This window comes from Amycolatopsis sp. cmx-4-54 (genome assembly GCF_046548895.1).
Taxonomy (GTDB): domain Bacteria; phylum Actinomycetota; class Actinomycetes; order Mycobacteriales; family Pseudonocardiaceae; genus Amycolatopsis.
Map to the genome: position 1 here is coordinate 225,703 of NZ_JAEBEJ010000004.1, position 12,946 is coordinate 238,648.

General features: G+C 70.3%; 13 protein-coding genes. 3 read left to right on the forward strand and 10 right to left on the reverse strand.

All coding sequences use genetic code 11. The annotated features are described in order from the left end of the window. Positions 1-19: 19 nt before the first annotated feature. Positions 20-1,063, forward strand: a complete 1,044-nt coding sequence (locus ACLJQ7_RS14895; RefSeq protein ID WP_410648798.1) for a TRM11 family SAM-dependent methyltransferase — start codon at positions 20-22, stop codon at positions 1,061-1,063. Between the two features lie 19 nt (positions 1,064-1,082). On the opposite strand, the gene ACLJQ7_RS14900 is transcribed toward ACLJQ7_RS14895, so the two are convergent. Then, a complete protein-coding gene (locus ACLJQ7_RS14900) occupies positions 1,083-2,132 on the reverse strand; it encodes a sensor histidine kinase (RefSeq protein WP_410648799.1) in 1,050 nt (349 codons plus the stop codon). Continuing rightward, complete coding sequence (locus tag ACLJQ7_RS14905; protein WP_410648800.1) at positions 2,129-2,788, reverse strand: response regulator transcription factor; 660 nt, start codon at positions 2,786-2,788, stop codon at positions 2,129-2,131. The genes ACLJQ7_RS14900 and ACLJQ7_RS14905 overlap by 4 nt, the downstream gene beginning before the upstream one ends. A 100-nt stretch (positions 2,789-2,888) precedes the next feature. On the opposite strand from ACLJQ7_RS14905, the gene mptB reads away from it, so the two are divergent. Continuing rightward, positions 2,889-4,346, forward strand: a complete 1,458-nt coding sequence (gene mptB, locus ACLJQ7_RS14910; protein ID WP_410648801.1) for a polyprenol phosphomannose-dependent alpha 1,6 mannosyltransferase MptB — start codon at positions 2,889-2,891, stop codon at positions 4,344-4,346. On the opposite strand, the gene ACLJQ7_RS14915 is transcribed toward mptB, so the two are convergent. The 7 genes from ACLJQ7_RS14915 to rimP all read right to left on the reverse strand — a co-directional run bounded on the left by ACLJQ7_RS14915 (position 4,289) and on the right by rimP (position 11,081). After that, on the reverse strand, positions 4,289-5,155 hold the full coding sequence (locus tag ACLJQ7_RS14915; protein WP_410648802.1) for an alpha/beta hydrolase: 867 nt from the start codon (positions 5,153-5,155) through the stop codon (positions 4,289-4,291). The genes mptB and ACLJQ7_RS14915 overlap by 58 nt on opposite strands. Then, positions 5,136-5,612 (reverse strand): 30S ribosome-binding factor RbfA, encoded by a 477-nt coding sequence (gene rbfA / locus ACLJQ7_RS14920; RefSeq protein ID WP_005168622.1) that lies wholly within the window; start codon positions 5,610-5,612, stop codon positions 5,136-5,138. The genes ACLJQ7_RS14915 and rbfA overlap by 20 nt, the downstream gene beginning before the upstream one ends. A gap of 27 nt (positions 5,613-5,639) precedes the next feature. Further along, the gene (locus ACLJQ7_RS14925; RefSeq protein WP_034312220.1) at positions 5,640-5,933 is read right to left on the reverse strand and encodes a DUF503 domain-containing protein; all 294 of its coding nucleotides are present in this window, start codon (positions 5,931-5,933) and stop codon (positions 5,640-5,642) included. Between the two features lie 73 nt (positions 5,934-6,006). Further along, a complete protein-coding gene (gene infB, locus ACLJQ7_RS14930; protein ID WP_410648803.1) occupies positions 6,007-9,033 on the reverse strand; it encodes a translation initiation factor IF-2 in 3,027 nt (1,008 codons plus the stop codon). Between the two features lie 145 nt (positions 9,034-9,178). Beyond that, positions 9,179-9,481 carry a YlxR family protein gene (locus ACLJQ7_RS14935; protein WP_091597421.1) on the reverse strand — a complete coding sequence of 101 codons (303 nt, stop codon included), beginning with the start codon at positions 9,479-9,481 and terminating at the stop codon, positions 9,179-9,181. A 23-nt stretch (positions 9,482-9,504) separates the two neighbouring features. Further along, positions 9,505-10,545: a transcription termination factor NusA gene (gene nusA, locus ACLJQ7_RS14940; protein WP_410648804.1), complete on the reverse strand. Its 1,041-nt coding sequence runs from the start codon at positions 10,543-10,545 to the stop codon at positions 9,505-9,507. Beyond that, the gene (rimP, locus tag ACLJQ7_RS14945; protein WP_410648805.1) at positions 10,542-11,081 is read right to left on the reverse strand and encodes a ribosome maturation factor RimP; all 540 of its coding nucleotides are present in this window, start codon (positions 11,079-11,081) and stop codon (positions 10,542-10,544) included. The genes nusA and rimP overlap by 4 nt, the downstream gene beginning before the upstream one ends. Positions 11,082-11,216: 135 nt before the next feature. Here rimP and ACLJQ7_RS14950 point away from each other — a divergent pair, with 135 nt between their 5' ends. Next, the gene (locus ACLJQ7_RS14950) at positions 11,217-12,143 is read left to right on the forward strand and encodes a ferritin-like domain-containing protein (protein WP_410648806.1); all 927 of its coding nucleotides are present in this window, start codon (positions 11,217-11,219) and stop codon (positions 12,141-12,143) included. 119 nt (positions 12,144-12,262) lie between these two features. Here the strand turns inward: ACLJQ7_RS14950 and ACLJQ7_RS14955 are convergent, their stop codons facing one another. Beyond that, positions 12,263-12,883, reverse strand: coding sequence for a hypothetical protein (locus tag ACLJQ7_RS14955; protein WP_410649201.1), 621 nt, complete (start codon positions 12,881-12,883; stop codon positions 12,263-12,265). Between the last annotated feature and the right edge of the window lie 63 nt (positions 12,884-12,946).

Consider the following 12,946-nt stretch of genomic DNA (forward strand, 5'->3'; position numbering starts at 1 on the left):
TCAAGCTACGCTCTACCGGATGTCCGAGTACGCGATCCTGGTCTACCCGTCCGCCAACCGGGTCTACACCGACTCCACTCCGGCCCTGCTGCGCGCGGAGCTGGCGGTGTTCGGTCTGTCCGCCTTGGAGACCGTGGTCTCCGAGATCGGCGAGACGGAACTCGGTGGCGTCGGCTACCTCACCTTCACCACGCCCGCCCCGCTGAGCGAACGCGATCTCGCGCTCCTTTCGAACCTTTCCGCGCTGTACGCGCTGTTCGAACTCGGCGACGGCGTCCTGAAGCCGGTGACGATCAGCCCGCTCGCGAACTTCGACTCGGATCTGCTGACCATCCAGAAGTATCCGGGCAAGACGAACGAGCTGTTCACCAAACTGCTCGTCAACGTCACCCTGATGTCGACGGCGAACCCGGCGGCGATGCTGGACGAACCGCTGCATCTGCTGGATCCGCTCTGTGGCCGCGGCACCACGCTGAACCAGGCGATGATGTACGGCTTCGACGCGACCGGCCTCGACGTCGACGGCAAGGATTTCGACTCCTACGAGCTGTTCGTCAAGACGTGGCTGAAGCAGAAGCGGATCAAGCACAGCGCCGAATCCGGTCAGGTCCGGCGCAACAAGGTCCGCCTCGGCAGGCGGCTCGAAATCGGCTTCGGGATCACCAAGGAGCAGTACAAGGCGGGGGAGGTCCGCAAGCTGAGCTACCTCAACTGCGACACACTCACCACCGACGAACTGCTGCGGCCGAACTCGGTGGACCTCATCGTCACCGACGCCCCGTACGGCGTGCAGCACGGCAGCCACCGCACCCAGGACGCGTCGCTCGCGCGCAGCCCGCGCGACCTGCTCGCGGCCGCGGTCCCGGTGTGGACGCGGGTGCTGCGGCCCGGCGGCGCGCTCGGCATCTCCTGGAACACCAACGTCGCGCCCCGTGCGGAACTCGCCGCGATCCTGGACAAGGCCGGGCTGGAAGTCCGCGAGGACGGCCCGTTCGCGGAGTTCGCGCACCGGGTGGACCAGGCGATCGTGCGGGATCTGATCGTCGCGGCGAAACCGGCCTGACCGCCGCCCCGGAGCCAGGTCAGGGCAGCACCACGTCGACGCGCAGACCGCCGTCCGGTCCCGGCACGGCGGTCACCCGGCCGCGATGCGCGCTGGTGATGGAGTGCACGATGGACAGTCCGAGCCCGGCGCCGCCGCGGTGGTTCACGCGGTCGGTGGTGAGCCGCCGGAAGGGCTGGAACAACGCGTCGACCGATTCGGCCGGTACGCGTTCGCCGGAGTTCCGCACACTCAGCGCGGGTTCGCCACCGACGACCACCTCGACCCGGCCACCCGGCTGGTTGTACTTGATCGCGTTGTCGACCAGGTTCTCGATCAGCCGTTCCAGCAGGATGGGGTCTCCGAGCAGGGGTCGTTCCGTCGCTTCGTGGCGCAGGGTCAGGTCGTGCTCGGCCAGCCGCTCGGCGTACCGGGCGAGCACCGAATCCACCAGTTCGTCCAGCCGGACCGGCACCGTTCCGGGCAGCCCCCGGTCCGCCTCGGCCAGCACGAGCAGTCCCTCGATCAGCCGTTCGTTGCGTTCGTTGACCACCAGCAGTTGCGTGGCCAGCCGCTGGACGTCGTCGGCCCCACCGGTGACCATGGCGACCTCGGCCAGCGTCCGCTGCACCGCGAGCGGGGTGCGCAGCTCGTGTGACGCGTTCGCGGCGAACCTCCGTTGTCCTTCGAAACCGACGGCTACCCGGTCGAGCATCCCGTTCACCGCGACGGCGAGCGCCCGCACTTCGCCGTCGGCCTGATCCGATCGCATGCGCTGACCGAGATTCCGCGGTCCCAGCTGCTCGATGGTGGCGGTGAGATCGGGCAACGGCCGCAGCACCCACGATGCCACCGGGCGCCGTATCGAGATGAGGAGCGCGGCCACCGCGACCAGCGGCAGGAGCCATAAGAGCCCGCCCGCCGTGTCGGCGCAGCCGGTACCCCGCGGGCAGAAATCGCGGTCCACGAACGTCCCGAGCACCATGCCCGCCGCCTTGCCGAGCGGATACGTGAGCACCAGTAGCGCGAGCAGGGCGCCGAGGAGAACCAGTTCGACGCGGCCGCGCACCGACGCACGGGCCCGCCTCACCCGCCCAGCCGGTAGCCCGCCCCGGCCACGGTGTGGATGACCGGCGGTGTCCCGAGCTTCTTCCGCAAGGTCATCATCGTGACCCGCACCGTGTTCGTGAACGGGTCCGCGTGTTCGTCCCATGCCTTCTCCAGCAGTTCTTCCGGGCTGACGACCCGTCCTTCGGCGCGCAACAGCACCTCGAGGACGGCGAACTCCTTGGGGGACAACGACAACGGCCGACCGTCGCGGGACGCGAACCGCTTCGCCGGGTCCAGTTCGACGCCGGCGCCCTCGAGCACGGGCGGCAGCGCCGGGCGGGCACGCCGGGCCAGCGCGTGCACCCGGGCGACGAGTTCGGCGAAGGCGAACGGCTTGGTGAGATAGTCGTCCGCGCCGAGGCCGAGCCCGCTGACACGATCGCGGATGCCCGCCGCCGCGGTGAGCATCAGCACGCGGGTCTCCCCGTCGCCTTCGGCGATCTTCCGGCAGACCTCGTCGCCGTGCACCAGCGGCAGATCGCGGTCGAGGAGAACGACGTCGTAGCGGTGGACCGCGACGCGTTCGAGCGCGGCGTCGCCGTCGTAGCAGACGTCCACCGCCATGCCGAGGTGCCGCAGGCCCTCCGTGATGGAGTCCGCCAGCATCCGTTCGTCTTCGGCCACCAGTACGCGCATCAACCGCTCCCCACCGGCCCAAGTAGAACGACGCACGGATAAAGGCCCGATAAAAGCCGATCTTAACGGCCCGGGATCCTCCGCCGACTAGACCTGCCGCATGATCTTCACCGGTAAGAGCGTGGGCCTGGCCGGGTCTGTGCTGGCCGCCTTCGGGGCGTTCGAGGCAGGCGCGACGGGGCGGGATCCCGTCCCCAGCAGGACACTCGCCACCGTGTCGCTGTACATCGGCGTCGTCCTGATCCTGGCGGCTTGGGTCCGATTAGGACAGTCGGCGGCGAGTGCGCGTGAGATCGTGCGGACGACCTGGCTGTGGTGCGTTCCGCTGCTCTGCGCGCCACCGTTGTTCAGCACCGACCTCTATACCTATCTCGCACAGGGTGCCGTGGCACACGCCGGTCTGGACCCGTACAAGCACGTTCCCGCCGAGCTCCCGCCCTCGCCGATCACCGGCAGCGCCGCCGGCGACTGGTTGTCGATTTCGTCGCCGTACGGGCCGCTGCAGATCCTGATTCTGAAGGGCGTGCTCGCCGTGACCGGGGAGAACGTCCTCCTCGGGGTCTTCCTGACCCGGCTCGCGCTACTGCCCGGGCTGGCGTTGCTCTGCTTCGCCGTGCCCGTCCTCTGCCGTCACCTCGGCGCCCGGCCGGAACGCGCGCTGTGGATGACGGTGGCGAATCCCCTGCTGGTGCTGTGCGTCGTGTCGGGCGGGCACAACGATCTGCTGATGGCCGGGCTGCTCGCGGCGGGCACGGCGCTCGTCCTCACCCACGCACCGGGCACGGGGTTCGCGTTGGTCACGCTGGCCGCCGCGGTGAAGGCGCCCGCGGCGGTGGCGTTGCCGTTCCTGGTGTGGGTGTGGGCGGCGCGGCGTTCCGGCGGGCGACCCTCGGTTCGTGACCACGTCTTCGCGTTCGTGACTTCGGTGTCCATTGTGGTCACCACCTTCGGGCTGTGCACCGTCGTCGCCGGGGTCGATCTCGGCTGGCTCCGGACGCTGAGCAGGAACTCGGTGCTGGAACCCTGGCTGTCGATCCCGACCGCGGTGGGGAACATCGTCGAGGCGGCCCTGCCCTCCGCGACCGGGGCCGTGGCGGCCTGCCGCATGGCGGGCTGGGGCGTCCTCGCCTGCCTGGTGGCCTGGTCGTGGTGGCGTTCGCGCGCGGGTGGTGCGACCGCTGTCCGCGGGGCCGCGGCGGCGCTGCTGGCCACGGTGGTGCTGGCGCCGGTGACGCTGCCCTGGTACTTCACCTGGCCGCTGGTGCTCGGAGCGGCGGCCGCGTGGCCGGTGTCATGGGTCGCGGTCGCGGCGGGTGTTTCGACATGGCTCGTCGTGAGCACCCACCCCGACGGCAGAACCCTGTTGCCACCGTGGGGGTTCGGAGCGCTCCTGGTCCTCGCGATCGGCGTCGGCCTGCTGACCGCTTTCCCCCGCGTTTCGTCCTCTGGACGCGGTAGCCGGCATCGCGCACTACCGCATCCAGAGGACGAAACGCGGGGTCAGGCGATGCGGTCCCCCACGAACTTCAGCACGTCCGGCATGATCCCGCGCCAGTAGTCGTCGTTGTGCGCGCCGGGTGACATCTTCGCGACGGCGGGGTCCACTGCCTTGATGAGCTTGCGGTCGGCGGGGGCGAAGGGATCCGAGTTCCCGCACCACACCCCGGTCGCTTCGGCGGAAAGATCGCCGGTGTGCAGCAACGGCTCGTGCGATTCCCAGTGGGCGCGATCCGCGAAGACCTTGCGGGACTTGGCATCGGGCCAGCTCACGAACAACGCCGCGCTGGCGACGGCGACGGCCTTGAGGTCCTTGTGGTCACGGGCGTAGCGAAGTGCGCCGAACCCGCCCATCGAGATCCCGAACATCGCCGACGGCGGCCGCAGCCGGCGCTGGGCGAGCCAGCCGGGCAGTTCGTCGGACAGCATCCGCTGCGGGTCGTCGTCCTTGCCGACGTCCACCCAGTAGTTGTCGCCGTCGACGGCGGCCACCGCGAACCCGGGCCGCCCGGCCGCGACGGTCCGGTTCAGCGCGTCCTGCACGCCGAGGTTCAGAAAAGTCCGCGCGTCGGCGCCGCGACCGTGCAGGGCGACGCAGACCGGCATCCCGGCCCGCGACACCCCGTCCGGCGCGATGATGACGAGGTTGACGTCGCGGTTCCGCGCCGCGGACCGCATCTTCTGCACCGTGACCGCTTCGGTGAGCGGCGTCGGGGTGCTCGGCGGGGCGACCGGCGGCGGCCCCATCAGCGGCGGCTTTTCGGCGCCACAAGCGGAAATCAGCGCCGAGCCGCCGAGAGCCGCGGCTCCCAGCAGCAGGCCACGCCGGCTCACGGCGTGGCCCACTCCCTCAGCTACGGGTCTCCTCATCGGCGAACTCATCGTCCTCGGCCTCTTCCCGCGGCGGCTTGTACGGGTCGGCTTCGCCGGCGTGCTGTGCCCCGGTCGCCCGCCTGGCGACCTCCGCGTCGGCTTCCCGTGCCTTCGCGAGGAGGTCTTCGATGCGCTTGGCGTCCTCAGGAATGCTGTCGGCCACGAAGGCCAGCGTCGGAGTGTAGCGAACACCCGTGCCCTGACCGACCTTCGTGCGCAGGACACCGCGGGCGGATTCGAGCGCCGCCGCGGCACCGGCGTGGTCGGGCGTGGACTCCAGGTTCTCGCCGAGCACCGTGTAGTAGACCGTGGCGTCGTGCAGATCCGCCGTGATCTTCGTGTCGGTGATCGTCACGTGGTTGAGCCGCGGATCCTTGATGTCGTGCTCGATCGCGTGCGCGACGATCTGTGAGATCCGCTTGGCGAGCTTACGAGCCCGAGCGGGGTCGGCCATGGGATTCGTCTCCTCGAAAGATTTCGCTTAGTCGTCCGGGCCGAGCAGCCGGCGGTGGGCGGAGAGCAGGTCGAACTCCGGCCTTCCGGCCACGAGGCGCTCACACGAGTCGAGCACGTCACGAACCTGCTCGCCACTCGCGGCGACCACGGCCACACCGATCAGCGCGCGCCGGTGCAGATCTTGATGGCCGGCTTCGGCGACGGAGACGTCGAAACGCCTGCGCACCTCGGCCAGCACCGGCTTGATCACGGATCGCTTCTGCTTGAGCGAGTGGACGTCGCCCAGCAGGATGTCGAGCTCAAGAGCTCCTACGAACATGGGGGGTTCTGGGTTGTTTCGAAGGTGAAGCGGCGCTCCCCCGCCCAGATGCGGGGAAGCGCCGCTTTGTCACTTACGCACGCGGCTTTTCGCGCTGCTCGTAGGTCTCGATGATGTCGCCGACCTTGAGGTCGCTGTACGACCCCAGCGTCAGACCACACTCGTACCCGTCGCGGACCTCGACCACGTCGTCCTTGAACCGCCGCAGCGAGCTGATCGGCAGGTTCTCGGCGACGACGGTCGCGTCGCGGAGCAGGCGGGCCCGCGCGTTGCGGCGGATCTCGCCCGAGATGACGAGACAACCGGCGATGGTGCCGATCTTCGACGACTTGAAGACGTCGCGGATCTCCGCCTTGCCGAGCTCGACCTCTTCGTACTCCGGCTTGAGCATGCCCTTCAGGGCCTGCTCGATCTCCTCGATCGCCTGGTAGATGACCGTGTAGTACCGGACGTCGACGCCTTCGCGGGTGGCCCGCTCGGTCGCCTTGCCCTGCGCACGGACGTTGAAGCCCAGGACGATCGCGTCGGACGCGGTCGCCAGGTCGATGTCGGACTCGGTGACGCCACCGACACCGCGGTGCACGACGTTGAGTTCGACGTCGTCGCCGACCTCGAGCTGCACCAGCGAGGCTTCCAGCGCCTCGACGGTACCGGAGTTGTCACCCTTGATGATCAGGTTGAGGCTGTTCGTCTCCTTCAAGGCGGAGTCGAGGTCCTCGAGGCTGACCCGCTTGCGGCGCGACGCGTTGAGGGCGTTGCGCGTCCGGGCGGAGCGGCGCTCGGCGATCTGCCGGGCGACGCGGTCCTCGTCGACCACCAGGAAGGTGTCGCCCGCACCCGGCACCGAGGTGAACCCGATGACCTGGACGGGACGCGACGGGTACGCCTCGGTGACGTCGACGTTGTGCTCGTCGACCATCCGGCGGACGCGGCCGTAGGCGTCACCCGCCACGACCGAGTCACCGACCCGCAGCGTGCCTCGCTGGACCAGCACCGTGGCCACCGGACCGCGGCCGCGGTCGAGGTGGGCCTCGATCGCGACACCCTGGGCCTCCATGGCCGGGTTGGCCCGGAGGTCCAGCGCGGCGTCGGCGGTCAGCAGGATCGCCTCGAGCAGGCCGTCGATGTTGATGTTCTGCCGCGCGGAGATCTCGACGAACATCGTGTCGCCGCCGTACTCCTCGGCGACCAGGCCGTACTCGGTCAGCTGCTGCCGGATCTTGTCCGGGTTCGCGCCTTCCTTGTCGATCTTGTTGATCGCGACCACGATCGGCGCCTTGGCTGCCTGCGCGTGGTTGATCGCCTCGACCGTCTGCGGCATCACACCGTCGTCGGCCGCCACCACGATCACCGCGATGTCGGTCGAGTTGGCACCACGGGCACGCATGGCGGTGAACGCCTCGTGACCCGGGGTGTCGATGAAGGTGATCAGACGCGGGTTGCCTTCGAGCTCGGTCTCGATCTGGTAGGCGCCGATGTGCTGGGTGATGCCACCGGCTTCACCTTCGCGCACCTTCGTCTTGCGGATCGTGTCGAGCAGCCGGGTCTTACCGTGGTCGACGTGACCCATGATGGTCACGACCGGCGGACGGACCTGCAGATCCTCTTCCTCACCCGCGTCTTCGCCGTAGGTGATGTCGAAGGTCTCGAGCAGCTCCCGGTCCTCTTCCTCGGGACTGACGACCTGAACGTTGTAGTTCATTTCGCCGCCGAGCAGTTCCAGGATGTCGTCGGACACCGACTGCGTCGCGGTGACCATCTCACCGAGGTGGAAGAGCACCTGCACCAGCGAAGCCGGGTTGGCGTCGATCTTCTCGGCGAAGTCGGTCAGCGAGGCACCACGCGGGAGACGGATCGTCTCGCCCTGCCCCTTGGGCAGACGGACACCACCGACGCTGGGCGCCTGCATGTTGTCCATGTACTCCTGGCGCTTCTGCCGCTTCGACTTCCGGCCCTTGCGCGAGGGGCCACCGGGACGCCCGAAGGCACCCGCGGTACCGCCACGGCCACCGGGGCCACCACGGCCGCCGCCGCCACGGAAACCGCCGCCACCGGCCGGGGCACCGCCGCCGCCACCGGGGCCACCGCCACCGGGACGGAAACCGCCGCCACCGCCACCGCCGGGACGGAAACCGCCACCGCCGCCGCCGCCACCGGGACCGCCGCGGAAACCTCCGCCGCCGCCACCGGGACCGCCACGAGCACCGCCACCGGGGCCACCACGGGCTCCGCCACCGGGCCCACCGCGGCCGCCACCGGGACCACCGGCCGGACGGGCCGGGCGGCCCGGCATCATGCCGGGGTTCGGGCGCGGGGGCATGTTGCCCGGGCTCGGCCGGTTACCACCGGGAGCGCCGCCACCGGGACGGGGAGCCGGACGGTCGCCGCCCTGGCCACCACCGGGGCGCGGAGGACGGTTGTCGCCGCTCTGCTGGCCGCCACCGGGACGGGGGCCGGACGGACGCGGGGCCGGGGAACCGGAACCCACACCGAACGGGTTGTTGCCGACACGCGGGGTGCGCGGGCCGGGCTTCGGGCCGCCGGGCTTGGGGCCCTGCGGCTTCGGCGGCACGACCGAACCCTGCGACGGCGTCTGGGACGCCGGCGGGGTGGCCGGGGCTGCCGGGGTTTCCTTGGGCTCGGACTGCTTCGGCTCGGCCGGAGCGGCCTTCGCCGCCGGAGCGACCTCTTCCTTGGGCGCCGGCTGCCGGGGGCCGGGGCGCGGACCCGGGCGGACACCCGGGGTGGAGGGCCGGGACGGCTGCTGGGCCGGGGCCGAAGGGGCCGACGCCGCCGGAGCGGACGCCGCGGGGGCGGCCGGGGCCTCGGTCTTCGCCGCGGGCGCGGGCTGAGCGGGCTTCGCGGCCGGAGCCGGGGCAGCGGGCTTCGCCGACGGACGCGGGCCGGGAGTCGGGACGGGCTTCTTGCTCTGGCCGTCCTTGGACGAATACGCGTCACGAAGACGCCGGGCCACGGGGGCTTCGACGGTCGACGACGCGGACTTCACGAACTCGCCCTGGTCCTTCAACTTGGCGAGAACTTCCTTGCTGGTGATGCCGAGCTCTTTCGCGAGCTCATGTACTCGGGCCTTGCCTGGCACAGCTCTCCTCATCTGGGGAGGCCGGCGGCAGACCCGCAGACCTCGTCCTATTGTCGCGCGTTCATTGATTCAGCTTCACGGCTGACTCATGACGGGTCGACCTGCTTCCTGATTCCATCCGGCACCGGGGATGTCCCGGCGCCCTTTAGCCTTCGGCGTGCCGCTCCAGGCGTTCGTGGACACCCTGGGCGTCGAGCGACCCTGGAACACGTAGTGCCCGGGGGAACGCCCTGCGCCGCTCGGCCTTGGCCAGACAGTCCGGCACGGGGTGCAACCAGGCACCCCGGCCCGGCAACCGCCGACGTTCATCGACGATCAGCCGCCCGTCCGCCGCGACCACTCGCAGCAACTCGCCGATCAAGGCCCGCTTACGGCAACCCACACACGTGCGGACCGGAGTTTCCCGGTCATGCTGGAGGTCGGTTCCCGGCCGCGGGCTCTGAACCACTCGTAAGTCTAGCGCTTCGACCTTCACTCAGCCGAACCGGTTGCCGCGGCGGGCCGCGCCTGCCCGGCGTGTGCTTCATCACCCTGCTCAGGGGCGGCGTCACTGCGGATGTCGATCCGCCAGCCGGTGAGCCGGGCGGCGAGGCGGGCGTTCTGCCCTTCCTTGCCGATCGCGAGCGAAAGCTGGTAGTCCGGGACGACGACCCGAGCGGTCTTGGCCCGCTCGTCGACGACCTGTACGGAAACAACCTTCGCGGGCGACAGCGCATTCCCGACGAACTTCGCCGGGTCTTCGGAGAAGTCGATGATGTCGATCTTCTCGCCGGCCAGTTCGCTCATCACGTTGCGCACGCGCGCGCCGACCGGGCCGATGCAGGCGCCCTTGGCGTTGACGCCGGGCACCGTCGAGCGGACCGCGATCTTGGTCCGGTGTCCCGGCTCGCGCGCGACGGCGGCGATCTCGACCGTGCCGTCGGCGATTTCGGGGACCTCGAGGGCGAACAGCTTGTGCACCAGCTTCGGGTGCGAACGGGACAGCGTGATCTGCGGTCCCCGGTTGCCGCGCGAGACGGTCACGACGTAGGCCTTGATCCGGTCGCCGTGCTCGTAGGTCTCGCCGGGCACCTGCTCGATCGCGGGCAGCACGCCTTCGATGTCGCCGACCTGGATGACGACCATGCCGCGGGCGTTGGCGCGGGCGTCGCGCTGCACCACGCCGGCGACGATCTCGTTCTCCTTGGCGGAGAACTCGCCGAAGGTCTTCTCGTGCTCGGCGTCACGCAGCCGCTGCAGGATGACCTGCCGGGCGGTGGTCGCCGCGATCCGGCCGAAGCCCTCGGGGGTGTCGTCCCATTCCTCGTCGGTCTGACCGTCCGGGGTGAGGGTGTGCGCGAGGACACGGACCAGCCCGCTCTTGCGATCGATGTCGATCCTGGCGTGCGACTGGTGGCCCTCGGTGTGCTTGTACGCGGTGAGGAGCGCGGTTTCGATCGCTTCGATCACCGTCTCGAAGGGGATGTCCTTGTCCCGTTCGATCGCGCGCAGCGCGGCGATGTCGACGTTCACTTCGGCTCCTCCTTCGGCTCCGTGGTGGCGGCGTTCAGGGCCGACGCATCGTTTTCCAACAGTTTCAGGTCCTCGGCAGGTGGTTGCTTGAACTCGATCTCGATGACCGCCTTGGTCACCGAGGTGTAGTGGACGTCCCGGATCTCGCCGTCCACGAGCACTCGCGCGGATTTCTCCCCCGCGTGCCCCACGCGGCCGATGAACGCCGCGCCTTCGGACGGCGTGACCTTGACGAGGCGGAACTTCGCGCGCCGCCAGTGCCGCCGCACGGTCAGCGGCCGGTCGAGACCCGGCGAGGTGACTTCGAGCGTGTACGCGCTGGCGATCACGTGCTCGTTCTCGTCGAGCGCGGCGGAGACGGCGCGGCTGACGCCCGCCACCTCGTCCAGCCCGACGCCGTCGTCCCCGTCGACGACGACCTTGACCAGCTGGCGGCGGCCTGCCTGCTGGACCTCGAAGGAATCGAGGTCGAAACCCGCGGCCTTGACGGCTTCGGCCACGATGGGCTCCAGCCTGCTGGCGAGGTCGTTGGGCACGGTGAAGCGCTCCTGTCCGGCTGTGGGCGACCCGGCGGCGTGGATCCGGGTTCGGTAGTGGACCAGCTTATCCGGTCACCCCCGTGTGACGCGCGAGCGGCGGCCCCGCGCGGGGTACTGGCAGGATGGGGCGGCGTGACCGGAAGATCGACAGAGCCGAGCCGTCGCACTTTCCTGCGGATGGGGGCGCTGGCCGCGCTGGCCGTGCCGCTGGCGTCCGCCTGCTCCCCTGGCTTCGACGAAAGCCCCGACCCGCTGGGCCCTTTGCTGCGCGCGGCGGAGACCGACGCGGCCGGCGCGAAGGCGCTGGGCGCCGAGGGTGAAGCGGTGGCCACCGCGCGGGCCGCGCACGCGGCGGCGCTCAAGACCGAGGTGGACCGGCTCAACCGGCCGAAGCCGGAGCAGTCCGGTCCCGCGGAGAACCCGCCGTCGTCGGTGGACGGCCTCAAGGAACGGCTGACCCAGGCCCGCAAGCAGGCCGAGGGCCTGGTGCCGTCGCTGCCCCGCTACCGCGCCGGGATGGTCGCCTCGATCGCGGCGGGCTGCGCGGCGCTGCAGCAGAGTTCGGAGAAGCTCGGCCGCGGCGACGACGCCGGAGCGGTCGAAGTGCCCGCCGGGGTCCGGCTCGGCGGGGAGAGCGCGGAGGCCGTCCAGCAGGCGCTGGCCGCCGAACACGCGGCGATCTGGGTGTACGGGCTGGTCAGCGCGTATCTGCCGGCCGCCTTCACCGGCGCGGTGGCCAGGGGCACGGCCGAGCACGTCAAACGACGGGACGTCTGCGAGCGGATGCTGTCCGCGGCGGGTCAGCCACCCACCGGTCCGGAGGCCGCGTACGTGCCGCCGAGGCCGGTGACCGAGGCGAATTCGGCGATGGAACTGGTGGCGACGGCCGAGTCGGACGCGACTTCGGCCTGGCTCGGCGTGATCGACCGGACGGACGACGCGGCGTTGCGGGCGACGGCGCTGAACGCGCTGATCGGGTCGGCGCGGCGGGGGACGGCGTGGCGGGCGGAGTTCGGCGCGAAGCCGGTGGCGATCGCGATGCCGGGCCAGTCGGCCTGAGCTTTTCTGGCGGTGGTGACCGGCCCTTTCGGTACCTCCGCGCGCGCTAGGAAAGGACCTTTCCTTGCAAATTTCGCAAGGAAAGGTCCTTTCCTGGCATCCGGAAGGTGGGGCTCCGCTCAGCGGCGCAGGTCGCCCGAGAGCCGCAGAGCGTCGGTCGCGACCCGCTCGATCAGCTGTTTGTCGGTCTGCTTGTTGTAGAAACCGGCCAGCACGATGGCGACCTCCGGCCCGGTCACGTGGGAGTCGTAGGCCGCGTCCTGCCCGGAGATCTTCGGGGCGCCCTGGTCCTTGAAGGTCCCGTCGCGCACCAGGTCGGACACGTTGCCCGTGCCGTCCTTGTCGGTGAGCGCCTTGAGCTGGGTCGCGGTGACCTCGCCGGGCATGGTGACCAGGACGACCGACACCAGCGCCTTCTTCCCGCCGGCCTCGGTCGTGTACAGCGCCCGCGAAAGGCGCGTGCACGGCGTCTCGGTGAAGAACTTCTTGGTGTCGCCGTAGGCCTTGCTCGCGCAGTCGGTCGTCACCTGCGGCCCCTCGACCAGCGTGTACTGGAACTGGCCGCTCTTCGACGGCACGTCCGCGACCGGGGTGGACTCCGGCTCGTGCCGGATCAGCCACCAGAGCAGGGCGGACACGACCGCGATGGCGACCAGTCCGGCGCCCTTCAGCGCCAGGCCCTTGGTGTCCCTCGGCGGATTCGGCGCGGGCGGCGGCCCGCCCGGCCCTGCCGGTCGCACCGGCTGAAGCCGGGCCGTTTCCATCGGTCCCGGGGTAAATTGCGCACCAACCACGGGAACATA

What these genes read in the sequence shown, in the direction of transcription:
- ACLJQ7_RS14895 (WP_410648798.1), top strand. Translation starts at nt 20, where the DNA reads ATGTCCGAGTACGCGATCCTGGTCTACCCGTCCGCCAACCGGGTCTAC.
- ACLJQ7_RS14905 (WP_410648800.1), bottom strand. Translation starts at nt 2,788, where the DNA reads ATGCGCGTACTGGTGGCCGAAGACGAACGGATGCTGGCGGACTCCATC.
- mptB (WP_410648801.1), top strand. Translation starts at nt 2,889, where the DNA reads ATGATCTTCACCGGTAAGAGCGTGGGCCTGGCCGGGTCTGTGCTGGCC.
- ACLJQ7_RS14915 (WP_410648802.1), bottom strand. Translation starts at nt 5,155, where the DNA reads ATGAGGAGACCCGTAGCTGAGGGAGTGGGCCACGCCGTGAGCCGGCGT.
- rbfA (WP_005168622.1), bottom strand. Translation starts at nt 5,612, where the DNA reads ATGGCCGACCCCGCTCGGGCTCGTAAGCTCGCCAAGCGGATCTCACAG.
- ACLJQ7_RS14925 (WP_034312220.1), bottom strand. Translation starts at nt 5,933, where the DNA reads ATGTTCGTAGGAGCTCTTGAGCTCGACATCCTGCTGGGCGACGTCCAC.